This window comes from Streptomyces sp. NRRL F-525 (genome assembly GCF_000716605.1).
Lineage (GTDB): Bacteria > Actinomycetota > Actinomycetes > Streptomycetales > Streptomycetaceae > Streptomyces.
The window spans coordinates 1-20,833 of record NZ_JNXE01000062.1; the positions used below are offsets into that span (position 1 = coordinate 1).

A 20,833-nucleotide genomic window follows, 5' to 3' on the forward strand; every position below is an offset into this window, starting at 1 on the left:
GCGCCCCCTCCCTCAACGACTACATCGTGCGAGCCGTACGACGACAGATGACCCTCGATGCCGCGCGCAAACTCGCCACCATCACCCCCCTCGACCTGGCAGGCGAAGGCGACGCCCTGTGATCATCCGCAAGGGCGACGTCTGGGACGTCGACACCGGCAAAGGCACACGCACCGTTCTCGTCGTCAGCCTCGACGGACTCGCCGGCGCACCACGCAGACGTGCTGGGCGGCGATGTGCGTGGGCATATGTCGGCCTTCGTCAGGAGACTCCACAGCGATCCGGAATACCGGCCGGTGGACTTGCGTGTCGACAGCCATCCGGACGCTGTCGTGCAACTGGTGCACCTTGTGCGGATCGAGCGGGCTCACAGATTCCTCACTTCGGCGCTCGACGAGCAAGGCAGGTACGCCGACGTTCCGGCTACCCAAACTGCCTACCAGCTCGCTCCGGAAAGCGCGGTCGCCGCGTCGGCGCACTTGCTCGCCCGACTCCGGACGGAGGACCTGACCGATCCCGAGCTGAGAGCCTTCACCGACGAACTGGTTCGACAACAACCCCGTCTTCCTGAGCGTCTTCGGCGACTGGAGTCGGCGGGGCGCCTCCCGGCCGGAACAGTAGAGGGGCTCGATCTACTCGAGGCACCTCAGCGGGATGCATGATGCGCTAGGAGGACCATCACCTGACGCAGAGTCGGCTCCAACCTGACAGGTAGTTGGGCGGGTTGCCCCGGCCGCAGGCATGAAGGAGGCTCCTGGTCTGTGGATTCACGACTAAGACACGGCAGCTGTACTTCTTGATCGGTAGGGCATCGTTGCTGTTCAGGTCGTTGCGGCGGCGGCGATGTTGTTCCAGCGGCGGTGGGCTTCGGCGGCCTGGTGCTGGTGATGGCGGCGCCAGGCCGACCAGGACAGCAGGTGGTCGCGATCGCGGCGGGGACGGGGCAGGGCCGTGATCCGTAGGAGGCGGTCGAACTCCTCTTCCAGGTCCTCACCGAACGCGAGGAGAAGAACTCCGTCGCCGTCGCCTCCAACGACTCCTTCGCCAAAGCGCACATGTTCCGGCGAGCCTGTGTCAGGCAGCGGCTGAACAGCAAGGGTTCAAATTGGAGAGGTAGATCATCGGGCTGGACGTATCCTTCGTGCCGTGACGGCGATATACGTGCTGGACGGCAGCCAGGTGAGGACGCTGGAAGACTTTTGGCGACTCATCGGCGAGGCGGTCAACGGCCCTGGAGGCTACTTCGGCAAGAACCTCGACGCCTTCGCTGACTGCCTCAGCGGCGGCTTCGGGCAGCCCGACGATGATGACTACGTTGTTGAATGGCGTGACCACCAGGCGTCTCGCGAGTATCTGGGCTATTCGGAGACGGTTCGCCAGCTGGAGATTCGCCTCTCACGGTGCCATCCCACGAACCGACCTGCTGTCAGCCCGGATCTGGCTGCGGCGCATGCAGAGCACGGGCCGACCGTCTTCGACTGGCTGATCACGATCTGCGAGGATCGTGCCCCTGGCGTCCTGCGGCTTCAGTAACCATCAATGCCAGGTCTTCACCGCTCCGGCAAACGGCCCGCATCGACGTGGTCTGCGAGATAGATCATGGTGGCTTCGGGGTCCATGGTGGTGACCAGGTCGAGCAGTCGAGTGCAGCGGATCATGCGGGGTGGAAAGCCGCAGGCATCCAGAACGTGGCTGACATAGGCGGTGGACGCCGGGCCCCGGCCGGACTTCGTCTGGCGGGTGACCATGATGTGGGGATTGTCGGTCCTGTCGCGAGCCGTACTGGCATCGTATGAATCATGGCAGCGATAGACGACACATTCGAGCCTGACAGCTCTGTCAGCAGCGCTTATCCGCCCCTACTGGAGGCAGCGTGGCTGTATCAGACGGATCAGGTGTGTCCGGAAGACCTGCCGATGACCGCTGCCCAGGCAGTCGCAATCGGAATGGACACGCCAGCCCTCTGCGAGCTCGCTGGTCTGCCGCGTCATGCGGACCCCCGGGACATCCGTGACACATTCGAGCAGGCTCTTCAAGAATTGGGGATCAAGCTGCCCGATCACCACCTGGCCCGACGATACGCACTGCGCAGGCTGGCCGCGCGATTCACCGCCGGGGAAGTGGATCTTGCCGAATTGGCATCGGACGAGTGGTCGGAGACGGAGGTCGAGACCGCTGCGGAGCAAGCATTCGTGGCGCTACTCCCGCCATGCGCGTGCTGCATCGAGTACACGCTGGGGCTCGACGAGGCGGCATGGGAAACACAACTGCAAGTCGCGGCCCGTGCCTTGATCTCACATCCGACTGTCGGACCGCGCTTCTGACGATTGAGGTCAGACGGCGTTTCTGGCGCAACATCTGGGGTCGCGGTCGCGGAGAGGCACTGAAGCAGGATCATCTTGCGGAGTAGTTCGAACCCTGCTCTGCCGTAGAGCTGCCTCTTGATCTTTTTGATGCGGTTGACGGCGCCTTCGATGCTGCCGGAGCTCCAGTCGAGAGTGAGCCCGGCGGTCACGGCGTCGAGGTCTCGGAGCAGGTGGAGTGCAAAGCCGGTGAGGCCGGGCAGCTGGCTGGCGTCGACCGCGTCGATCCAGGTGGGGAGTGTGCAGCCGGGGCGGTCGGTGAGTATCTCGCCGAAGTCGCGGACGTGTCCGGAGGCTGTGTCCAGTTCGGGGCAGCGGGCCAGGACGTCCTTCAGGCCGGCCCGGTCTTCCTCGGTCAGGGCGGTGGGGTGCCGGGTGAGCCAGCCGGTCACCTGCCGCACCGTCGGCGGCCGGGGCGGCTCCTCAGCCGGAACCGCGCGCACGGTGGCGATGTGTGCGCGCACCATGCCGTAGGTGACAGGAGCTTGCTCGGCGACCAGCTCGCTGTGGAGTGGGGTGACGCTGGTGCATCCCTCGGCGAAGCGTCGCTCCAGGCAGGGCTTGCAGGGATCCAGTCTGCTGGGCCGGGGCCGGTTGTCGCGGATGGTGTCCTGCCAGCGTGCGGCGTTCGCGTATCGGAGCCCAGTGTTGAAGCCCCAGCCCAGGCGCCGAGCGATCGCCCGACGTGAGTGACCCTCGGTGAGCATCTCGTGGACCAGGGCATGCCCGTCTGGGCTGCCTGTCGCATCGTCATCCTCGAAGACCAGCTCGAAGAAGCCCGGCGCATCAACCAAGAGCACCGCACCGCCGCCAGGTCGCAGCGCTCGGCGGACTCCTCAACCGCCGACCGGGAAAGCCGGCGGCAGGATTCCCAGGACGGCTCCATACGACCACCGGCAGCATGGCGGCCTGGCTGCCCGGCGGCCCGAAACGCCGGGCTCCAGTGCTGCCCTCGCCGGAGCCCTTTCGCGTTCCTCCCGTTTCCCGGGCCTCTACGGTCGTTCTCGCCCGCTGCGGCCCGGGGCGATCAGGCGGTCTGGGTGAGTTCGGCGCGGCCGAACAGCAGCGCGTATCCGGACGGGAGCTGGGTGAGGATGCGGTCCAGGAGACCGGGGCCAGCCAGATGGCCGACGACGGCGAGGACGGCTCCGGTGTCCCAGCGGGCGGTCGCGGGGGTGGCGCCGGTGCGGGCGGCCAGATCCTTGACGAAGCCCCAGCCGGTGACCGGCTGGAGGACCGGGATCTGGCCGGTGAGGTCGAGTGCGGCCTCTACAGGCAGGCAGGCGGCGAGTTCGACGCGTTCGTCGCCGGTGAGCTGGCGGCCCAGGGCCGCCAGCACGGCGCGCGTGACATCCTCGGCCCGCTCGCGGGTGGGATACGCGCCTTCGTAGCGGATTCTTTCCAGCATCTGGTGAAACGTCATGCCGGGCCGGGCAGAGGCCGGTTCACGCAGCGGAAGCATAGGGAATTGGTCGCCTTTCTCGTGCAATGGGCTTGTCGCCGGCGGCAAGAGCCGGCCGGCCGTGCTGAATGCGCGCGCCGCGCTGTGTGGGTTCAGGTGTGCTCGGGGCAGCCGAAGAGGAGGTCGTAGCCCGGGGGAAGCTGGAGCAGGATGCGGTGGCTGAGCTCCTCGCCCGCCGCGTCGGCGGTCACACTCAGTACGGCGCCGACGTCCCAGGCGGCGGTCTGTTCGGTGGCCCCCTCGATCCATGCCGCGGTCGCCCGCAGGAACCGCTCCGGCGGGAGCGGCTCGGTCGCCCGCAGTGGGTTGAGGAGAACCAGGGCGAAGGTTTCCGGGAGACGGGCCGCCAGCTCGGCCCGGACCTCGCCCACCAGATGCGCACCCAGCAGCGCCAGAACGATGCGTGCTGCCCGCTCGGCTTCCTGGACTGTGGTGTACTCGCCGCGTTCCCGTACGTGGTCGAGAAATGCTTCCCAGCGCATGGCCGCCCCTGCCCTTCTGCGTCGTCGTGCGAGGGAGGTAGCGCGGAGGACGGGACCTGAGGGGGAGATCGATGCCCGTCCTCCGCCGTCGGTACGGTCGAGGAGACCGGATCCTCAGCCGCTGATCTGCCGGGGTTCCGTCTGGCCGCCGATGGTGATCCTGCGGGGCTTGGCGCGCTCGGCGATCGGGATCCGCAGGGTCAGCACCCCTGCTTCGTAATCGGCCGTGATGCGCTCGGTGTCCAGGGTGTCGGCCAGCACCAGCTGACGGGAGAAGACGCCCAGGGGCCGCTCGGAGAGTTCCATCTGCACGTCGTCGGCCTTCGCGACCGGGCGGCGCTCGGCCTTGACGGTGAGCATGTTCCGCTCGACGTCGACGTCGATCGCGTCCTTCGCCACACCGGGCAGGTCGAGGGCGATCACATACTCCTCGCCCTCGCGGTAGGCGTCCATCGGCATCGCCGAGGGCCTGGACCAGGTACCGGTCACACCCGTCAACTGCTGGGCGAGCCGGTCGAGTTCGCGGAACGGGTCAGTGCGCATCAACATCGCGAAAACACCTCCATAGGTCTGGCAGGAACTGCCAATGCGCTTCGTCTGACACCGTTGTAACATGTCATCCAAACGATGACAAGCAGAGTGTCATCCAAACGATGACATCGAGAGGACCTTCATGAACCCCTCCCCCGAACCTCGTGACCCCACCTCGTTCTTCGCCGCCGCAGCAGCGCTGAACACGATCAACGAGGCCGTTCGCACCGCCCAGAACACGCAGACCCCACCACCCGCCGAGGGCGGGCACGCCAGTTCCGAGGAGGCCCTGGCCGCCCTGCTGATGCTGCGCGAACTACGCGAGCAGCTCGCGGGGTGGGAACCCGGACTCATCGAGGCGGCCCGCGCAGCGGGCTCCAGCTGGGCCGACCTCGCCCACCCCCTGGGCGTCGCCAGCCGCCAGGCCGCCGAACGCCGCTACTTGCGTGTACGCCCCGGTACCCCCGGCACCACCGGCGAACAGCGCGTACAAGCGACCCGTAGCCGTCGCGCAGCCGACCGCACCCTCACCACCTGGGCCCGCACCAACGCCGCCGACCTGCGCCAGCTCGCCGGCCAGATCACCGCTCTCACAGACCTCCCCGCCCAGGCCCACACACCCCTGGCCCGCCTCACCGAAGCCCTCGCCGACAACGACACCGCCAACCTCATCGCCCCGCTCACCGCCACCCACACCCACCTCAAGGCCAACCACCCCGACCTCGCGGACCGCATCGCCACCCTCACCCACTACGCCGACCAACTCCGCCCCACCGGCAACGACCACCTCTGAACCACCCCCCAGGGCCAGGGCTCCATCGCCGCAGGGCTAGACGTGGCAGAGCGTGGCCCTCGAAGCCCCTTCAACGGGACGATCGGAGCGCCTACCGCGCACAGGCGCCCGACCGGAAACATTGCATCCCAGTTCACACATATCTATTTCCGCGATGTGAGAGTTCGGCGCACCACGCAGGCATAGTTTTTGCCGCAATGAGTAAGCGGAATTATTTAGCATGCACAGGCCGTCGCGGCATGCTACCTTTACTCTCAGTTGCAGTTGTGGTTCCCGAAACTTCAAGTGCTCCCTCCCGGCTTCGACCGGGGAGAGCGCTTTTGTATTTTCCGGTCGTTTTCCGGGCGGGGTAATCATTGCGGCGACACGGTGTCCGTGCAGTGCGGATTCCGATGCACTGCCCCGAAGGAGATATGACATGGCTGCTGGTACCGTGAAGTGGTTCAACGCGGAAAAGGGATTCGGCTTCATCGAGCAGGACGGTGGCGGCGCTGACGTGTTCGCCCACTACTCGAACATCGCCGCCCAGGGATTCCGTGAGCTGCTGGAAGGCCAGAAGGTGACCTTCGACATCGCGCAGGGCCAGAAGGGCCCGACGGCCGAGAACATCGTTCCGGCCTGACGCGGACAAGCACTCTGCAGCTGGGGCCCGCATCCTTCGGGGTGCGGGCCCCAGCTGCACGCGTTTCCCGTAACGGTTTCATACGCGGGACGGCTCGGAGGAATCCGCGTACTCACCAGGCGCGGCTACTCAGCCCCGCCCAGAAGAGCCGCACCGCGGCCGATATCCCGATAGCGCATCCCCGTCACGTCACTCATTTCAGCATCTGCGCCCGCATGGATTTCCACCGGCCAGATCTGCTTTCTTTTGCATTTCGCTTTTGCCGTCGGTCTATACTTGTGGTTCTCCATGCTGCTCAACGCTGCGGAACCTTCCTTGATATGTGCCACATAGAGGAAGGTTCCGCATGAACCGCACACGCACGAACGACCGCTTTGCCCGCACCCGCAATGGCAGCGCCTACGCAGGAAAAGGCGGCAGCCGCTACGGCTCACCGGCACCGCGCCCGCGCCGCTCCAGCGGGCCTGTCCGTTCCGGCGGTTACGGCCGCCGGAACGCCGCGATGCAGGGTGAGTTCGCGCTCCCGGAGACGATCACCCCCGCGCTGCCTGCTGTTGAGGGCTTCGCCGATCTCGACATGCCCGGGCAACTGCTGGCCGAACTCGGCAAGCAGGGTGTGAGGGCACCGTTCCCGATCCAGGGTGCGACGCTGCCGAACACTCTGGCGGGCCGTGACGTCCTGGGCCGCGGGCGCACCGGTTCCGGCAAGACCCTCGCCTTCGGCCTCGCCCTGCTCGCCCGCACGGCGGGACAGCGTGCCGAGCCCCGCCAGCCGCTGGGACTGATCCTCGTACCGACACGTGAGCTGGCGCAGCAGGTGACCGACGCGCTCACTCCGTACGCCCGTTCCGTCAGGCTTCGGCTGGCCACGGTGGTGGGTGGGATGTCGATCGGCAGGCAGGCCGGCGCGCTGCGAGGCGGTGCCGAGGTCGTCGTCGCGACCCCGGGCCGGCTCAAGGACCTCATCGACCGTGGCGACTGCCGTCTGAACCAGGTGGGCATCACGGTGCTGGACGAGGCCGACCAGATGGCCGACATGGGCTTCATGCCGCAGGTCACCGCACTGCTCGACCAGGTTCGTCCGGAGGGGCAGCGGATGCTGTTCTCCGCCACCTTGGACCGTAACGTCGACCTGCTGGTGCGCCGCTATCTCACCGACCCCGTCGTGCATTCGGTCGACCCGTCGGCCGGTGCGGTCACAACGATGGAGCACCACGTCCTGCACGTCCACGGCGCCGACAAGCACGCCGCCACGACCGAGATCGCCGCCCGCGAGGGCCGGGTGATCATGTTCCTGGACACCAAGCACGCCGTCGACCGGCTGACGCAGGACCTCCTCAACAGCGGGATCCGGGCCGCCGCGCTGCACGGCGGCAAGTCGCAGCCGCAGCGCACCCGCACACTCGCCCAGTTCAAGACGGGGCACGTCAGCGTGCTGGTGGCGACCAATGTTGCGGCGCGAGGCATTCACGTCGACCACCTCGACCTGGTCGTCAACGTCGACCCGCCGACCGACCACAAGGACTACCTCCACCGCGGCGGCCGTACCGCCCGCGCCGGCGAGTCCGGCAGCGTCGTCACCCTCGTGACACCCGGCCAGCGTCGCGGCATGGTCCGCCTCATGTCGGACGCCGGGATCCGGCCGCAGATCACCGAGGTCCGCTCCGGTGAGGCTGAACTGAACCGCATCACCGGTGCCCAGGCTCCGTCCGGCATCCCGGTCGTCATCACCGCACCGGTGGCCGAACGCCCCCAGCGCAGCGCCTCCTCCAGGGGCCGACGCCGCCCCTCCTCGGGGGCCCGGCGCGGGCCCGTACCAGTCCGTCGCCGGTGCGACGGCCTAGAACCTTCGTGATCAGGAAGCTGACCCATATCTGCAAGGAGGCATCTTTTGACGCTGGTTGAGACGCAGCACCGCCCGGAGAACGCCAGCCCTGTGCACAAGGCACCGGCTGAGGTCGTGGAGGCGGCCGGCCCGCAGGTCTGGGACGACATGAGCGTCGAGGTGGCGCTCTCCGTCATGACCGCCGCCCGCACGGGCCGACTGGTCGTCTGCGACCAGGACGGCCAGTGCACCGGCCTGGTCACCCGGACCGAACTCACCGCCGTGCGCGACAGCTCCGCCTACACGGACCGCGTCCGCCTGCGCGACATCCTCGGCGACCACCGGTCGTTCACGTCACCCGTGATGACGATGGCCGAAGCCGAGCACGCGATGCGCTCCCGTCGGCGGCTCGGTGCCCTGCCGGGGGCCGACGGGCAAAGCGGCGCCTTGGGCGTCCTCGCCCTCTCCCGCTGATCCCCCTCGCCCTGGCCGGACAGTTCTCCCCTTCTCCCTGTGAGGCCCCATGCGCTGCGTCATCGCCCGTTTCCCCTTCGGACTCACCAAGAGCGGTGTACTGGAATCGATGAAGGGCATCAGGCCCGAGCAGGTCACGGGCGAGTCCGTGATCATCGGCCGCCGTCACTACCCCGTCAAGCAGGTCAGCCAGGTCATCACCCGCCAGGACCGCCGCGACTTCAGCGCCGACGAAGTCCGCCGGGCGATGACCAAACTCGGCTTCACCTGCCGCCCCCTCCCCAGGACCGGACCCACAGGCGTCCTCGGCTCGCTCGGGCAGGCTTCCGCGATGCTCGGCACTCCCATGTCCGTCTGACCGACGCGACAGGCACGCACCGGCACCTGAACATCAGTGGGCCCGGCCGACGCAAGTCGGCCGGGCCCACTGCGTGCGACGGGATGCCGTCGCCGTGGTTCCTCAGCGTCCGGAATCAGTGGTCGAAATAGCTGAAGTCGCCCACGGTCCAGGCGCTGACGTCGTCGATCGCAACCCGGTACATCCCGCCCGTCTCCGGGATCCCCACCGTGCCCTGAAGAATTCGGGCGACGTGGAAGTGCAGATGAGTGGGCGGCCCGTCCTCCTTCGCGGGAGTGTCGAACACGGCGGAGAACTCTCCCAGACGCGCGGAATCCGTCAGCACCTCCGACACCCTCCGCCTCCACACGGCTTCGGGAGCCAGTCGGCCGGTGATGACAGCGCCGCCGGTGACCACGGTCAGGGACATCTGGTTGCTCTGCCCGGACTCCACCACGGTGGCGATGTCAACGAGCAGTTCGTCAGGCTTCGGCATGGGGCAGATTCTATTTGCCGGCCATCCGGTTGCTTCAGCGGTGGCGTTACCGGACGAGGAGGGCGCTCACGGTCTTGCCGCCGGCCGCCCGGCGGGTCACGGCAGTGGTGCGGGCGAGGCAGTCGACCATGGGCCAGCCGAAGCCTCCCGTGCCGCCGTTCAGATCGGAGGCGCGCATGCGCAGCGCTTTCGGGCTGTCGCGGTGCACGGACACCTCGATGCTGTCCGGGTGCGCGGTCACCGCCAGGGTGCAGGTGCCGCTGCCGTGGCGCAGGGCGTTGGCGATGGGCTCCGAGACGACCAGGACCACGGCGCCGGCCCCCTCGGCCGCGATCGGACGTAGGAGACCTCCCAGGAAGTCCCGAGCGCATTCGCGTGCACCGGCTACGGAGGTCGCGGAGCGAACGGTCGCGACGTTGACGCTCACTGCGTTCATCAGGCCTCCCCGGTCTCTGGATCGTCGATGTCTGGTTCTGCCTGCCGTGCCTCGTTTCCCCGCATGTGACCCGTCAACCAGGCGGTGACAACCCTTCCTCCCGCGCTGGTCACTGTTCGAACCCGATTTCCTCTCTGTCGAACACGCGGAAATCTGTCTTTGTCAGAGTAGACATTGCCCTTGGGGCGTGGTTAAGGTTCTCTCGTAGCCCAGAGAGACAGCAGGGCCCGGCAGACACGAACTGCCGGGCAGAGCAGTATCCGCAGGTGCAGTTCGCAAGACGGTGCGGTGGTGGAGTCGCGAAGCCAGAGCAGTTGCAGGACGGCGACGCGGCTGGCGACCGTACCGGGTGGCCCGAAGCGATCAGGGGCCGCCGTGGCAGTACCCGTAAGGGAGGTTCGCGGTACCCAGCAGTGAAGTCAGTGAGCGGTACCTCGGTGAAGGCGTCGGCTGCGGACGCGCGCACCGGGAGGTTCGGCAGTGGGGTTCCAAGCCAGGGAAGACGCAGGACGGGCGACGGGGCTGGCTGCCGAAGAGCGGCGCTGTCACAGGCCGCTGAGCAGTGTGCATCACCAACAGTGCGCAGTACCCCAGTTGTAAGCAGTTGATCCCAGAGGGAAGAACGGAGGAGCCGAGCGCCATCAGGATCGCCCGGGCCGACATCTTGAACCCGGGTACCGCAGGACATCGATAGTGAGGTGGTCTCCGGTCAAGCAACCGCGATCACAGCACCCCCGACGGCATTCAGGTCGGGGCTGCGGAAACAGAGGGCCGGTGCCCCAACAGGGCCGGCAGATGGTGTAGGAGTTCCTTCGGGGCCTTGGTGCCGTACGGCACCAAGGCCCCTCGACTCGTTCCATGGAGAGGTGCAAATGACAGCAGACGACTTGTTCGGCCGTATCGACGACGAGGACTACCCCGCCTACACGATGGGCCGGGCCGCCGAGCTCCTCGGCACCACCCAGGGCTTCCTGCGCGCCATCGGCGAAGCCCGCCTCATCACCCCGCTCCGCTCCGAGGGCGGACACCGCCGCTACTCCCGCTACCAGCTGCGCATCGCCGCCCGCGCCCGGGAACTGGTCGACCACGGCACGTCCGTCGAGGCCGCCTGCCGCATCATCGTCCTCGAAGACCAGCTCGAAGAAGCCCAGCGCATCAACGCCGAATACCGCCGTGCCGCCGAAGCGGCGAACCCGAGGCCCACGGCCTGAGACACAGGTCTGCCCGCATCGGCGGGCAACCACGTACAACCGGTCTTGGTATTGGCGTGATCCCTTTCCGTGGTGCCGCAGTGTGTGGGCGTGGAGAGTCTGCGTCAGCTGTCGTGGTTCAAAGTTCCCCCTAAGTCCCCGCCGCCGCAGTGGCCGTGCTGCCTGTTGCCCGAACCGCGCCCGACCCGCAGGCTTCCACCCCGCCCGCACCGCCCTCACGCTCGACTGCGAGGGGGGATGAGGAGGTCACGCCGGAGATTCTTTACTGGGGCGTGTCGATCAGGACGCGCCCGCGACCGCCGGCGTCGATGCGGTCGTGGGCCTTGGCGATGTCGGCGAGCGGGAAGCGGTCCCCGACATCGATGGTGAGGGCGCCGACGGCGGCCGCTGCGGTGAGGTCGCGGGCGGCCTGGCGCCTGGCCTGGCCGGGGAAGTCGTCGCTGCCGAGCAGGCGCAGGGTGACGTTGTTGAACAGCAGGATCCAGAACGGGATCTCGGTGCGGTCGTCGCGGGTGGCGTAGGCGGCGATGACCGCGCCGTTCGCGGCGACGGCGTCGTCCAGGTCGGCGTTGTCAGACAGGGCAACCTCGATGATCCGGTCCACGCCGTCGGGTGCGTGGGCGCGGATCGCGGCGGCGGGGTCGCCTGAGTCGAGGGCGACGGCGTGGGAGACGACCGCGGGATCGATGCGGTTCAGTTCGGTGCTGCGGCGGACGGTGCCGATGACCGTGGCGCCGCCCCAGCGGGCGAGTTGGGCGACCAGTGAGCCGACCCCGCCGAGGACGCCGTTGACCAGCACCAGTTTGCCGTCGACCGGACCGTCGGCGAAGACCGTGCGGTGCGCGGTGATACCGGGAATGCCCAGGCTCGCGCCGAGATCGTCGGACAGGTGGTCGGGCAGGGGGACGGCGAGGTCGCCGGGGACGACGGTGTACTGGGCGGCGGTGCCGAAGGGGCGGTAGGACTGGGCGCCGTACACCCACACGCGCGTCCCAACGCGGCGCGCGTCGACGCCGTCGCCCACGGCGTCGACGATGCCGGCGGCGTCGCTGTGCGGGATCACCCGCGGATAGGGCATGGCCGAGCCGGTCCAGCCCCGGCGCTTCTTGGTGTCGCCGGGGTTGGCGCCGGAGACGGTGACGCGGACACGGACCTCACCGGGGCCGGGGGTGGGGTCGGGCAGCTCACCGAACTGGAGCACTTCGGTGGCCGGGCCCTGCTGGTCGTACCAGGACGCAAGCATGGTCAGTCCTTCCGATCACGGGTGTGGGTCTGCGGGTGTGGCTGTTCGTCCGCTGCTGGGCTGCCGTCGCCGTCCAGGATCTCGTGGAGCCAGGCGCGTTCGGCGCTGCTGGTGGCGCGGGCGGTGAGCAGCATGCCGCGCCGGTAAGGGTCGGTGACTTGCTCGGCGCGCAGCGGGGTGTCGCCGTCGTAGAAGAAGCTGGCGGGAGCCTCCAGGAAGTCCAGGCGGCGACGCAGCACGGCGTGCTGCTCGGCGCTGTCGGGCAGCAGTGAGAGGAACGCCAGGATCGTGAACCAGCGGGAGAAGTCGGTGAGCTCGTGCTCGGCAGGTTCCCGCAGCCGCCGCAGCATGTCCTCGCGTCCCGCCGCGGTCAGATTCAGCACGTACCGGCCGCCGCCCGCCTCTGGTGCGGGGCGCCGTTCGATCAGCCCGGCCTTCGTCAGCCGGTTGATCGCCGGGTAGAGGGTGCCGTCGCTGACCGGACGGCTGTAGCCGGTCAGGTGCGTGATGCGGCGGCGCAGCCCGTGACCGGGCAGGGGGCCCGCGGCGAGGAAGCCGAGTATCGCGAGTTCAAGCATGACTACAGGGTCTCACATCGAAACGATGTCAACATCGTTTCGATGTGAGGTGAAGAAGGAGGCACCTTCTCCGTACCGCCTGCAAGACCAGCCCGGGCGGGAAGCCCGCCCGGCCGTACAAGGAAGAGGATCACGACTGCCGCCATCCCCCCAGGCCCATGCCCCTCCACCGACGGCACAAAGATCGGCGTCACGGTCACCGGCCAGGGCTGCCCTCTGGTCGTCTCCCCCGGCGACCACAGCGCGCACACCATCCAGCAGGAGGCCGACAACATTGCCGCCGTCGGCGGCGATGCCATCACCCCCTTCGAGAAGGCCGTCCAGGCAGGCAACCTTCGAGCAGACCCTCACCCCCGGGCTGCGGAACTTCCTGAAGTTCCCCGACGAGGCCATCGACGGTATCGCCGCCCGCCTGGCGCCCGACGAACTCCTCGACGAGGGCATCCGCAACGCCCTCACCCTGCTCGGCGTGCAGGCTTCACGCTGACGCGGCGCGGCACCACGCGGCAGCCTCGACAAGCCGCTCCACACCAGCCCCGGCGGAGCGCCTGCCGCTTCCGGGGCCTCCTCGCCCTCCGCCGCCAGCGCAAAGAACTGCATCACCCTCAGACCGGGCGCCGGGTGACTCAGCGGTGGGCGGCGCGGTTCATCTCGACGACGTCGTCGACGGTGGGGTTGGCCGGGAGGGCGGCGAAGCGTTCCGGGAGGCTGTCGCGGATGGCCGCGTCCTTGACGCGGTCGGCCGCGGCCCGGGCCGCCGGCAGCTCCTCGATGGTCAGTTCGGTGCAGTAGGCGGGGCTGTTCGGCTGCTGGCGCCAGGAGTCGGCCAGTGTGCCGGCGTCGTAGGGGTCGAAGCCGGTGTCGTCCACCAGGCTCATGGCCACCTTCCGCGCCTCCTCGGAGTCGCCGGCGACGGGGAGGGCGAGGCGGCCGGGCGTTCCGGCCGGAACACCCTTGGTCCGCTGGGTTTCGGCCAGGGCGGCGTTCCACGCCTTGACCACGGGGCGGCCCAGCAGCTCGGCGGTGTACACGCTCTCCGCCTGGCCGTTGTCCACCGCCTCGACCGGCTCACTGAGCATGCCGGGGTAGTAGTTCGAGGTGTCGATGACCACCGTCTCGTCGGGCACCGACGCGAACAGGTCCGCCAGCTGGCCCGCCGCGCCGAACGGGATCGACAGGATGATGACGTCCCGGCCCCGGACGGCGTCGGCGAGGTCCGCCGCGCGGGCCCCGGCCTCCAGCACCTCCGCCCGGACGGCTACGGGGCCGCGGGCGTCGGCCACCTGGACATCGTGACCGGCCGTGCTGAGCTTGGCAGCGAGGTTCCCGCCGATGGCGCCAGCGCCTATGACAGTAATTTTCATGCTTTGTTCCTTGGGAGGTTGCGCTGCCCCCGGGGGGGGCAGCGAGACGTGATGGCCGGGTGGTGGTCCCACCTGGCGTTGCGGGGGCGGAGCAGGATGTCTGGCGATTTACGCCTGGGTGTCCTGCTGGCGGTAGCCGCTCGCGATGAGCGTGCGGAGCCGGTCGAGCGGCTCCTCCTCGGTGCCGGTGCCCTTGATCCAGGCGACGGAGCAGGCTGCGAGGAACAGGTCGTGCCCGCGCACCGACGCGCGCACGTGCCCCGTGAGCTGGGCGGCTCGCACGTACTGATCGGTGGCGGTGATGAGGATGTCGCAGGGAATCGTGAGGGGGTTGTCCGGCTCCTGCGCCCGGGCCGCGGCCATGAGCGGGTCCGGCAGCCCGCTGAAGGCGCTGAAGTACTCCTCCATCGCCCGCAGCCACTGCTCCAGCGCCTCGGCCGGCTCACCGAGCTGGTCGATGTCCGCCTGGCGGGCCACCAGCTCCTCGGAGCGCGTCTGCAGCACGGCCGCCAGCAGTGCCTCCCGGGTGGGGAAGTGCCGGTACAGGGTGGCGGGACCGACTCCAGCCTCCTTGGCCACCGCCTCAAGGGAGGTGCCGACCCCGTGCCGCAGGAAGTGACGCTGCGCGGACTCCAGAAGGGCCGCGCGGTTGCGCTGGACGTCCGCGCGGGGCCTGCGTCCCCGCAGTTCACCGGCGCTCATGCACCCTCCCGCCTGCCGTGATCGTGCGACCGTATCAAAACGGATGCTGCCTCCGTTCAGGTTGGAGAGTAAAACGGAGGCAGCATCCGGTCAAATCTGCGGCCTGAGCGCGGAGCCCGGACAGCACAGGGGGCCCACATGTTTGGCCGTGGAGAGCGGGGCGGAAGCCGTGCGGGCTGCATTCCCAGGGTGTCCTTGTCCGGCCCCTCCCGCGCAGAGCCCGGCGGTCCCCGGTCCAGGACGTCAGGGGGTGAGCTGTTGGTGTCCGATGACGGATAGCAGTTCGAGTTGGTTGTGGCTCTCCGTGCCGGGGCGAGTAGTCAGCACTACCAGAGTTTGGGCGCGGTTCTCGGTGTAGAGGAGCTGGGCGTCGACGTCGATGCGGCCGAGTTCGGGATGGAGGATGGTCTTGCAGTCGTCGTAGCTCTGTGCGACCTCCTGAAGTTCCCACATGCGGACGAACTCGGGGCTGCGTTCCTGGAGTTCGGCGAGGATCCGGGCGGCTCGCGGGGTGTCGCTGCCGGCTGTCAGCGCGGCCCGCAGGCGCGCTGCCTGGGCACGGCCGTGACGTTCGTGGGTCTCCTCGGGAACCATTAGGCGCTCGGTCGGGTCCATGAACCAGCGGTAGTAGCCGCTGCGGGCCAGACCGGTGTGGCGGGTCTGGTCGCCGAGCAGCGCGACGGCCACGGGGTTCATGGCGAGGGTCTCGAACAGGTCGGTCTGCACCATGGCCGGGGAGTCGTCCAGGCGGTCCAGGACCCGCATCAGCGTCGGGCTGACCTGTTCGGAGCGGTGGAAGCGGGCCGGGGCGTTGTGGCCGATGAGCACGAAGAGATGGTCGCGTTCGTCCAGGGTCAGCCGCAGTGCCCGGGCGAGTGCCGCGGTGATCTGGACGGAGGGCTGTGGGGCGCGCTGTTGTTCGAGGCGGGCGTAGTAGTCGGTGGACATGCCGGCGAGCTGGGCGACCTCCTCGCGGCGCAGCCCCCGCGTACGCCTGCGCCGCCCCTCGACCAGCCCGACATCGCGGGGGCGCAGCGTCTCACGCCGGTGGCGCAGGAATTCCGCCAGTTCCTTCTCGTCCATGCCCCCCATCCTCGCCGCATCCCGCCCGGCTATCCAGAGACCGCCGATCCATGGCTGAGCCCCCCTCCCATCCGCGCAAAGCCGCTCAAATGGCCGACGCCGACAGCGCTCGCAGCGAGACATCCCGATGGTCACCTGACCTGCATGACCCGCCGGGAAATGCGCCGACCGTAGGCAGCGCACCGCAGGCCGACGGCAGGTAAGACGGCCCGCCACGACGGTCCCCCGTCGAGAACGCCCGAGGCCTTCGACGGGACCCGGTCCTCGCCGCTTGGCCTGGCCGACATGACGATGTTCGCCGTGCCAGACGGGCGCGCGCGTCGCTCGGCGCTCAGGACGGAGCCGGTCGCCTCCCGTGGGACGACCGGGGCGAAGCTGAAGACGCTTCCCTGTCGTTCCGCGTCTTCGGTGAGGACCACCCGAGGCGGGTCCAGCTCGCGTTTCGTGCCTGAAGTGGCCCCGACAGGACCTGCCTGCATGCTGTTGTCGCGCGTCGGACTCATTGGTCGGTCAGCTGCCGCCGATCATGGCGAGAACGTCGTCGTAGGAACCGTTGGCCTGCGCGTCGCGGATGAACCTGGCGCGCTCGACGACCAGCTCCTTCGCGTCGGGCTTCTCGCGCAGCAGGTCGAGGGTCTGGTTGAGGAAGTCGTCCAACGGCATGGACTGGTCGCTGTCCTCCTGGCCCAGCAGGGTCGTGCGCACGCCCGGCGGGACCACCTCGATCACCTGGACGTCTGCGTCAGCACCGGCGAGCTGGATGCGTAGGCTCTCGGAGAAGGAGTGCAGCGCGGCCTTGGTCGCGCTGTAGGTCGGGGTGCTCGGGAACGGTACGAACGCCAGCGCGGAGGTGACGTTCATGACGACCGCGTCGTCCTTGCCCATCAGCTGCGGCAGGAAGGCGTACGTCATCCGGATCGTGCCGAGCAGATTGGTCGCGACGTGATCCTCGGCGACCTGGAGTTCGGCAGGGTCTAGGAGGTTCTCCCGCAGCATGATGCCAGCATTGTTGATCAGGACGTTCAGCCCCGGGTGGCTCGCCGCCACGGCCTCACGGGCCCGGGCGATCGAGTCGGGGTCCGCGACATCGAGGACGAGCGCGTCGATGCCCGGGTGCTCGGCCGTGATCTCGTCGAGGAGTTCCTTGCGCCGGCCGGCGACGATCACCTTGTTGCCGGTCCCGCGTAGACGCAGGGCCAGACCGAGGCCGATGCCCGAGGTGCCGCCGGTGATCAGGATCGTGTTGCCGGTCATCTTCATGGGGGTCCTGCTCCTTCGGTACGGCGGGCCGGTGAGCGCCCGCAGCCTCGACCGTAGGAGCGCCCGCGCAGCGGCGGGAGAGGACGGTTTGTCCATGGATCGACGGTCTCTGCCTCATGAGGCCGAAGCGTTGGGCTGCCCGCCGGAGCCTGGCGGGTCGGCTGGGTCAGGCGGGGGTTATCAGGGTGATGGCCGCCCAGGTGATCAGCGCCTCGCTGTGCGGGCGGCGTTCGTAGTCCCTGACCAGACGGCACGCGTGCATGATCCATCCCAGGCTGCGTTCCAAGGCCCAGCGGCGGGGCCGCGCGACGAACCCGGTTGCGCCCTTGGACGGCTTTGGTGGAGTGGGCATCCGGATCGACCACCCTCGCCATCCCGTGCCGCAGGTCACCGGCGAACCCACCCCCAACTGGCGCGGAACCTGACCCGGAACCAAACACGAATCACCGGACCAAACGCTCGGCCAGGGGGCGATACATGACTTGATGTCTGTGTCGCCCTCCCCACTGGCCGACCGGCTCGTCGACCAGTACGGCCGTACGCCGATAGCCGCAGCCGCCGGCCTCACCCTCCTCGTCGCCGGAATCACCGCCACCTCGACACCTGCCGCGGCTGGGCTGGAACCTGGGACTCGTCTCCGGCACCCGCGGTGATTTCGATGGGGTTCAGAGCTCGGCGACGACGCGTCGTAGTGTGCCCGGCGCGATGCGCAGCATGGCGGGCATGGCTTTCGTCTGACCGGGGAATGCCATGTTCCGCCCCCGCCGAAGAGCTTTCATCGTGACCGCCGCCACCTGTGCGGGAGTCAGTTTCTTCCCCGTGGCTTCGGCGTTCATGGGCGTGTCCGTGGACGGTGGGAGCACCTCGAGGACATGGGTGTGACCCTGCGGGGCGAGTTGACGGCGCAAGCCGTCCGCGAAGCCGTGCAGGCCGGCCTTCACCGCGCCGTGGGTAGGCGCGCGAGTCGGCGAGACCAGAGCGAACCCCGAGGTGATGAAGACGATCGCGTCTGGCGATGGCCATCGCTCGAGCACCTCACCCGTCAAGTGGATGGGGGCGGTGAGGTTCAACGCCACCTCGTCATCGAGAGTCGCATTGGGGTTCTTGCCGACGGCATAGTCCCGTTCCTCGAACGTACCGGCGTTGTTGACCAACACGTCCAAACGCCCGAAGCGATCAGCGACCGCTTCCAACAACGCTGCCCGGTCAGCTGCGTTCGTCACATCAGCCCGCACGGCCAGCGCCTGCGGGTGTGCCTGCGCAAATTGGTCAAGCGCGGCCTGCGAACGCCCGCAAACGACGACGGACGCCCCGAGCTCCATGAAGGATTGCGCGAGGCTCAAGCCGATGCCTGAGGTTCCGCCAGTGATGAGTACGGTCTGTGACACGATGTCACCTCTCGTTATAGCGTACCGATTGGTACGAAACACGTTAGCACATCCGTACCGATCGGTATCGAAGAGGTAGGATGAGGAAATGTTCCCGACGACACCGGTCCGGCCTGGCAGGCCTCGAGCGTTCGACATCGACGAGGCACTCGATCGTGCAGTCCTGGTGTTCTGGTCAAAGGGTTTCGAGGGCGCCAGCCTTGACGACCTCACCGAAGCGATGGGTATCAGCCGCCCCAGCCTGTACAGGGCGTTCGGCAGCAAAGAAGACCTCTTCTACAAGGCGCTGGAGCGGTACACCGAGGGCTTGACCACCTACTTCGCTCAAGCTCTGTCAGAGCCCACCAGTCGAGCAGTGGCTACTGCTGTGCTCGACGGGACGGTCGAGGCGGCAACCATGCCGGGATTGCCCACGGGCTGTCTTGGCGTGCTGGGTGCGTTGGCTACCGGGGACGAGAGCCGCCAAGTCCGAGACGCACTCATCGCATGGCGCGAGGAGGGGATAGCCCACCTGACGCGCCGGTTTCAACAGGCGGTGGACGCCGGTGACCTTCCGCCTTCCACAGATCCTCATCTGCTTGCGCTCTACCTGAGAACAGTCGCCAATGGGATTGCCGTCCAGGCCGCGAGTGGTAGTTCCCGCCCTGAACTGCTGCAGGTCGCGAACCTCGCGTTGGGCAGCTGGCCAAAGCCGTAGTCAGCTGGTGAGCCCGGGATCTGCGCGCGTACTTCGACTTCCTCTGGTTCGCGCGAGGCCTGCGTTGACTGGCGCGACGCGTCCATGGACGACCGGGCAACGTACGAGTGGTGGCGTCGTCGCGACGAGCATGGACCCCGTCTGCAGGACACGAACTGGGACCGGGAGGTGTCCCCGGTCAACGGGCTCACGGAACAGCCGCGAGGGGTGGAGGAGCTGCGGGTGCGTCACCTGGAGCGGTACCTGATGTCGATGCGGCAGAGGTGCGAGGAAAAGCCAGCCCGCCGGAACCTGTACGAGGAGGCCATCCGCCGGCCGACCCTCGAAAACGACGCCCTGCGCAGCGGCGGCACCGTTCCTCCACTGCCTACGGCAGCCCGCCCGCGCCCTCCTGAATCCGACACCGGCGCCGGAGGCGTCCGGCGTGCGAAGGGACGCTGGGCATGGCGCGCAGCCACCTACCGATGATCAACTGTTCGTCAAGCCGTGCGTGACGGTGGCATACCGGCTCCCGCCCTTGTCACGTCGGTGCCCCAGCTGGCCAGCAGTCGTAGTGCCTCCTCCGACGGGGAACCGGGTTCGGCGTGGTACGTCACCAACATCCGTTCGTGGGCGCCGGCCTGGTGGAACGACTCCAGGCGGAGATCGAGTTCGCCGACGAGCGGGTGGTGCAGGCGCTGGATGCCGTGGCACTTCTCCTTGACGTCGTGGGTGGCCCACAGCCGCCTGAACTCCTCGCTCTTCACGGAGAGTTCGCCCACCAGAGCGGACAGCCGAGGGTCGTCCGGATGGGCGCCGGCGTCCATGCGCAGCTGAGAGACGACGTCGTTCGCTTTGTGGTCCCAGTCCACGAACAGGTCGCGGTACTCGGGCCTCAGGAACACCAGCCGCGCCCAGTTCCGCTCGTGCGCCGGCAGCTCGGCCCAGTCGCCGAAGACCGCCGCGGCCATCCGGTTCCAGGCGAGGATGTCCGAGCGGCGCCCCACGAGGACCGCCGGGAAGCCGTCCATGGTGTCCAGCAGCGTCCGCAGGGGGCCTCGCACCTGCTGGGCGCGGACGGCCGGCTTCTTCTTGTTCGGCTTCGCCAGGTGCGTGAGGTGGGCGTGCTCGGCGTCGCTCAGCCGCAGCGCGCGGGCGATGGCGTCGAGGACCTCCGTGGACACGTGCCGCCCGTTGCCCTGCTCCAGCCGCGTGTAATAGGCCACCGACACTCCGGCCAGCTGCGCCAGCTCCTCGCGGCGCAGCCCCGGCACCCGCCGGTACCGTCCGAAGTCCGGCAGGCCCACGTCCTCCGGCTTCAGCCGGGCCCGCCGGGTGCGCAGGAACTCGCTGAGCTCGGCACGCGGGTCCAGAGCGCCGGCGGCGCTCTGGAGCACCGGTTCGGGGTATTCGTCCATGCCTTGAGTATCCACGGCCGGACGCACACCTTCCTGACCCAGCCAGTGGTAGGCATCGCGGGCATACGCGAAGCCGTGACCTGGGTGAA

General features: G+C 68.3%; 28 protein-coding genes and 2 pseudogenes. 12 read left to right on the plus strand and 18 right to left on the minus strand.

The genetic code is table 11. The features are described from left to right. Positions 1-221 precede the first annotated feature (221 nt). On the plus strand, positions 222-662 hold the full coding sequence (locus tag OO69_RS46105) for a hypothetical protein (RefSeq protein WP_158713514.1): 441 nt from the start codon (positions 222-224) through the stop codon (positions 660-662). 159 nt (positions 663-821) lie between these two features. Here the strand turns inward: OO69_RS46105 and OO69_RS52760 are convergent, their stop codons facing one another. After that, positions 822-1,055 (minus strand): hypothetical protein, encoded by a 234-nt coding sequence (locus OO69_RS52760; RefSeq protein WP_033287017.1) that lies wholly within the window; start codon positions 1,053-1,055, stop codon positions 822-824. 91 nt (positions 1,056-1,146) lie between these two features. Between OO69_RS52760 and OO69_RS46115 the strand changes: the two genes are divergently transcribed. Then, positions 1,147-1,533 (plus strand): barstar family protein, encoded by a 387-nt coding sequence (locus OO69_RS46115; RefSeq protein WP_033287018.1) that lies wholly within the window; start codon positions 1,147-1,149, stop codon positions 1,531-1,533. A gap of 17 nt (positions 1,534-1,550) precedes the next feature. Here OO69_RS46115 and OO69_RS46120 read toward each other — a convergent pair whose 3' ends face one another. Further along, positions 1,551-1,748 (minus strand): hypothetical protein, encoded by a 198-nt coding sequence (locus OO69_RS46120; RefSeq protein ID WP_051801790.1) that lies wholly within the window; start codon positions 1,746-1,748, stop codon positions 1,551-1,553. Positions 1,749-2,059: 311 nt separating this feature from the next. Beyond that, a complete protein-coding gene (locus tag OO69_RS53360) occupies positions 2,060-3,070 on the minus strand; it encodes a transposase (protein WP_324604589.1) in 1,011 nt (336 codons plus the stop codon). Here OO69_RS53360 and OO69_RS53365 point away from each other — a divergent pair. Further along, a pseudogene (locus tag OO69_RS53365) lies at positions 3,071-3,190 on the plus strand (MerR family transcriptional regulator); the annotation flags it as partial. Positions 3,191-3,390: 200 nt separating this feature from the next. Here OO69_RS53365 and OO69_RS46135 read toward each other — a convergent pair. The 3 genes from OO69_RS46135 to OO69_RS46145 all read right to left on the minus strand — a co-directional run bounded on the left by OO69_RS46135 (position 3,391) and on the right by OO69_RS46145 (position 4,856). Continuing rightward, positions 3,391-3,825 carry a DUF2267 domain-containing protein gene (locus OO69_RS46135; protein ID WP_033287020.1) on the minus strand — a complete coding sequence of 145 codons (435 nt, stop codon included), beginning with the start codon at positions 3,823-3,825 and terminating at the stop codon, positions 3,391-3,393. A gap of 92 nt (positions 3,826-3,917) precedes the next feature. After that, positions 3,918-4,307, minus strand: a complete 390-nt coding sequence (locus OO69_RS46140; RefSeq protein WP_033287021.1) for a DUF2267 domain-containing protein — start codon at positions 4,305-4,307, stop codon at positions 3,918-3,920. Between the two features lie 114 nt (positions 4,308-4,421). Continuing rightward, positions 4,422-4,856, minus strand: a complete 435-nt coding sequence (locus OO69_RS46145) for an Hsp20/alpha crystallin family protein (RefSeq protein ID WP_033287022.1) — start codon at positions 4,854-4,856, stop codon at positions 4,422-4,424. 124 nt (positions 4,857-4,980) lie between these two features. Between OO69_RS46145 and OO69_RS46150 the strand changes: the two genes are divergently transcribed. Beyond that, entirely contained in the window at positions 4,981-5,631 is a 651-nt protein-coding gene (locus OO69_RS46150; protein WP_033287023.1) for a hypothetical protein, read from the plus strand. 418 nt (positions 5,632-6,049) lie between these two features. Continuing rightward, the gene (locus OO69_RS46155; protein WP_023586116.1) at positions 6,050-6,253 is read left to right on the plus strand and encodes a cold-shock protein; all 204 of its coding nucleotides are present in this window, start codon (positions 6,050-6,052) and stop codon (positions 6,251-6,253) included. Between the two features lie 125 nt (positions 6,254-6,378). Here the strand turns inward: OO69_RS46155 and OO69_RS52280 are convergent, their stop codons facing one another. Next, a complete protein-coding gene (locus tag OO69_RS52280) occupies positions 6,379-6,582 on the minus strand; it encodes a hypothetical protein (protein WP_158713515.1) in 204 nt (67 codons plus the stop codon). 17 nt (positions 6,583-6,599) lie between these two features. Between OO69_RS52280 and OO69_RS46160 the strand changes: the two genes are divergently transcribed. The 3 genes from OO69_RS46160 to OO69_RS46170 are packed head-to-tail and all read left to right on the plus strand — an operon-like array spanning position 6,600 to position 8,910. Beyond that, the gene (locus OO69_RS46160; RefSeq protein WP_033287024.1) at positions 6,600-8,108 is read left to right on the plus strand and encodes a DEAD/DEAH box helicase; all 1,509 of its coding nucleotides are present in this window, start codon (positions 6,600-6,602) and stop codon (positions 8,106-8,108) included. 36 nt (positions 8,109-8,144) lie between these two features. Then, positions 8,145-8,552, plus strand: coding sequence for a CBS domain-containing protein (locus tag OO69_RS46165; protein WP_033287025.1), 408 nt, complete (start codon positions 8,145-8,147; stop codon positions 8,550-8,552). A gap of 49 nt (positions 8,553-8,601) precedes the next feature. Next, on the plus strand, positions 8,602-8,910 hold the full coding sequence (locus OO69_RS46170) for an SCO5918 family protein (protein ID WP_033287026.1): 309 nt from the start codon (positions 8,602-8,604) through the stop codon (positions 8,908-8,910). Positions 8,911-9,025: 115 nt separating this feature from the next. Here OO69_RS46170 and OO69_RS46175 read toward each other — a convergent pair whose 3' ends face one another. Together OO69_RS46175 and OO69_RS46180 are read right to left on the minus strand one after the other, a co-directional pair. Further along, positions 9,026-9,385: a hypothetical protein gene (locus tag OO69_RS46175; RefSeq protein WP_033287027.1), complete on the minus strand. Its 360-nt coding sequence runs from the start codon at positions 9,383-9,385 to the stop codon at positions 9,026-9,028. A gap of 46 nt (positions 9,386-9,431) precedes the next feature. After that, entirely contained in the window at positions 9,432-9,821 is a 390-nt protein-coding gene (locus tag OO69_RS46180; RefSeq protein ID WP_033287028.1) for an ATP-binding protein, read from the minus strand. A gap of 872 nt (positions 9,822-10,693) precedes the next feature. Here OO69_RS46180 and OO69_RS46185 point away from each other — a divergent pair. Beyond that, a complete protein-coding gene (locus tag OO69_RS46185) occupies positions 10,694-11,032 on the plus strand; it encodes a MerR family transcriptional regulator (protein WP_033287029.1) in 339 nt (112 codons plus the stop codon). 262 nt (positions 11,033-11,294) lie between these two features. Here OO69_RS46185 and OO69_RS46190 read toward each other — a convergent pair whose 3' ends face one another. After that, positions 11,295-12,275 (minus strand): NADPH:quinone reductase, encoded by a 981-nt coding sequence (locus OO69_RS46190; protein WP_033287030.1) that lies wholly within the window; start codon positions 12,273-12,275, stop codon positions 11,295-11,297. Between the two features lie 2 nt (positions 12,276-12,277). Beyond that, on the minus strand, positions 12,278-12,853 hold the full coding sequence (locus OO69_RS46195; RefSeq protein WP_033287031.1) for a PadR family transcriptional regulator: 576 nt from the start codon (positions 12,851-12,853) through the stop codon (positions 12,278-12,280). A gap of 292 nt (positions 12,854-13,145) precedes the next feature. On the opposite strand from OO69_RS46195, the gene OO69_RS46200 reads away from it, so the two are divergent. Then, entirely contained in the window at positions 13,146-13,340 is a 195-nt protein-coding gene (locus OO69_RS46200) for a hypothetical protein (protein ID WP_033287032.1), read from the plus strand. A 139-nt stretch (positions 13,341-13,479) separates the two neighbouring features. Here OO69_RS46200 and OO69_RS46205 read toward each other — a convergent pair whose 3' ends face one another. From OO69_RS46205 to OO69_RS51045, 5 genes and pseudogenes are all read right to left on the minus strand, one after another. After that, on the minus strand, positions 13,480-14,217 hold the full coding sequence (locus tag OO69_RS46205; RefSeq protein WP_033287033.1) for an NADPH-dependent F420 reductase: 738 nt from the start codon (positions 14,215-14,217) through the stop codon (positions 13,480-13,482). Positions 14,218-14,325: 108 nt separating this feature from the next. After that, positions 14,326-14,919: a TetR/AcrR family transcriptional regulator gene (locus OO69_RS46210; RefSeq protein WP_033287034.1), complete on the minus strand. Its 594-nt coding sequence runs from the start codon at positions 14,917-14,919 to the stop codon at positions 14,326-14,328. 243 nt (positions 14,920-15,162) lie between these two features. Next, positions 15,163-16,002 (minus strand): helix-turn-helix transcriptional regulator, encoded by an 840-nt coding sequence (locus OO69_RS46215; RefSeq protein WP_033287035.1) that lies wholly within the window; start codon positions 16,000-16,002, stop codon positions 15,163-15,165. A 510-nt stretch (positions 16,003-16,512) separates the two neighbouring features. Continuing rightward, positions 16,513-17,262, minus strand: coding sequence for an SDR family oxidoreductase (locus OO69_RS46225; protein WP_033287037.1), 750 nt, complete (start codon positions 17,260-17,262; stop codon positions 16,513-16,515). A 175-nt stretch (positions 17,263-17,437) separates the two neighbouring features. Beyond that, positions 17,438-17,572 (minus strand): annotated as a pseudogene (locus OO69_RS51045) (IS5/IS1182 family transposase); the annotation flags it as partial. 175 nt (positions 17,573-17,747) lie between these two features. On the opposite strand from OO69_RS51045, the gene OO69_RS52285 reads away from it, so the two are divergent. After that, a complete protein-coding gene (locus tag OO69_RS52285; RefSeq protein WP_158713516.1) occupies positions 17,748-17,915 on the plus strand; it encodes a hypothetical protein in 168 nt (55 codons plus the stop codon). Between the two features lie 12 nt (positions 17,916-17,927). Here OO69_RS52285 and OO69_RS46235 read toward each other — a convergent pair whose 3' ends face one another. After that, positions 17,928-18,650 carry an SDR family NAD(P)-dependent oxidoreductase gene (locus tag OO69_RS46235; protein ID WP_051801793.1) on the minus strand — a complete coding sequence of 241 codons (723 nt, stop codon included), beginning with the start codon at positions 18,648-18,650 and terminating at the stop codon, positions 17,928-17,930. Positions 18,651-18,738: 88 nt separating this feature from the next. On the opposite strand from OO69_RS46235, the gene OO69_RS46240 reads away from it, so the two are divergent. Further along, positions 18,739-19,347, plus strand: coding sequence for a TetR/AcrR family transcriptional regulator (locus OO69_RS46240; protein WP_033287038.1), 609 nt, complete (start codon positions 18,739-18,741; stop codon positions 19,345-19,347). A gap of 479 nt (positions 19,348-19,826) precedes the next feature. On the opposite strand, the gene OO69_RS46245 is transcribed toward OO69_RS46240, so the two are convergent. After that, entirely contained in the window at positions 19,827-20,744 is a 918-nt protein-coding gene (locus OO69_RS46245) for a helix-turn-helix domain-containing protein (protein WP_033287039.1), read from the minus strand. Positions 20,745-20,833 lie beyond the last annotated feature (89 nt).

What these genes read in the sequence shown, in the direction of transcription:
- OO69_RS46155 (WP_023586116.1), top strand. Translation starts at nt 6,050, where the DNA reads ATGGCTGCTGGTACCGTGAAGTGGTTCAACGCGGAAAAGGGATTCGGC.
- OO69_RS52285 (WP_158713516.1), top strand. Translation starts at nt 17,748, where the DNA reads ATGTCTGTGTCGCCCTCCCCACTGGCCGACCGGCTCGTCGACCAGTAC.
- OO69_RS46170 (WP_033287026.1), top strand. Translation starts at nt 8,602, where the DNA reads ATGCGCTGCGTCATCGCCCGTTTCCCCTTCGGACTCACCAAGAGCGGT.
- OO69_RS46210 (WP_033287034.1), bottom strand. Translation starts at nt 14,919, where the DNA reads ATGAGCGCCGGTGAACTGCGGGGACGCAGGCCCCGCGCGGACGTCCAG.
- OO69_RS46245 (WP_033287039.1), bottom strand. Translation starts at nt 20,744, where the DNA reads ATGGACGAATACCCCGAACCGGTGCTCCAGAGCGCCGCCGGCGCTCTG.
- OO69_RS46240 (WP_033287038.1), top strand. Translation starts at nt 18,739, where the DNA reads ATGTTCCCGACGACACCGGTCCGGCCTGGCAGGCCTCGAGCGTTCGAC.
- OO69_RS46180 (WP_033287028.1), bottom strand. Translation starts at nt 9,821, where the DNA reads ATGAACGCAGTGAGCGTCAACGTCGCGACCGTTCGCTCCGCGACCTCC.
- OO69_RS46195 (WP_033287031.1), bottom strand. Translation starts at nt 12,853, where the DNA reads ATGCTTGAACTCGCGATACTCGGCTTCCTCGCCGCGGGCCCCCTGCCC.
- OO69_RS46135 (WP_033287020.1), bottom strand. Translation starts at nt 3,825, where the DNA reads ATGCTTCCGCTGCGTGAACCGGCCTCTGCCCGGCCCGGCATGACGTTT.
- OO69_RS53360 (WP_324604589.1), bottom strand. Translation starts at nt 3,070, where the DNA reads ATGCTCACCGAGGGTCACTCACGTCGGGCGATCGCTCGGCGCCTGGGC.
- OO69_RS46215 (WP_033287035.1), bottom strand. Translation starts at nt 16,002, where the DNA reads ATGGACGAGAAGGAACTGGCGGAATTCCTGCGCCACCGGCGTGAGACG.
- OO69_RS46150 (WP_033287023.1), top strand. Translation starts at nt 4,981, where the DNA reads ATGAACCCCTCCCCCGAACCTCGTGACCCCACCTCGTTCTTCGCCGCC.
- OO69_RS46160 (WP_033287024.1), top strand. Translation starts at nt 6,600, where the DNA reads ATGAACCGCACACGCACGAACGACCGCTTTGCCCGCACCCGCAATGGC.
- OO69_RS46140 (WP_033287021.1), bottom strand. Translation starts at nt 4,307, where the DNA reads ATGCGCTGGGAAGCATTTCTCGACCACGTACGGGAACGCGGCGAGTAC.
- OO69_RS46200 (WP_033287032.1), top strand. Translation starts at nt 13,146, where the DNA reads ATGCCATCACCCCCTTCGAGAAGGCCGTCCAGGCAGGCAACCTTCGAG.
- OO69_RS46145 (WP_033287022.1), bottom strand. Translation starts at nt 4,856, where the DNA reads ATGTTGATGCGCACTGACCCGTTCCGCGAACTCGACCGGCTCGCCCAG.
- OO69_RS46190 (WP_033287030.1), bottom strand. Translation starts at nt 12,275, where the DNA reads ATGCTTGCGTCCTGGTACGACCAGCAGGGCCCGGCCACCGAAGTGCTC.
- OO69_RS46175 (WP_033287027.1), bottom strand. Translation starts at nt 9,385, where the DNA reads ATGCCGAAGCCTGACGAACTGCTCGTTGACATCGCCACCGTGGTGGAG.
- OO69_RS46185 (WP_033287029.1), top strand. Translation starts at nt 10,694, where the DNA reads ATGACAGCAGACGACTTGTTCGGCCGTATCGACGACGAGGACTACCCC.
- OO69_RS46120 (WP_051801790.1), bottom strand. Translation starts at nt 1,748, where the DNA reads ATGGTCACCCGCCAGACGAAGTCCGGCCGGGGCCCGGCGTCCACCGCC.
- OO69_RS46225 (WP_033287037.1), bottom strand. Translation starts at nt 17,262, where the DNA reads ATGAAGATGACCGGCAACACGATCCTGATCACCGGCGGCACCTCGGGC.
- OO69_RS46205 (WP_033287033.1), bottom strand. Translation starts at nt 14,217, where the DNA reads ATGAAAATTACTGTCATAGGCGCTGGCGCCATCGGCGGGAACCTCGCT.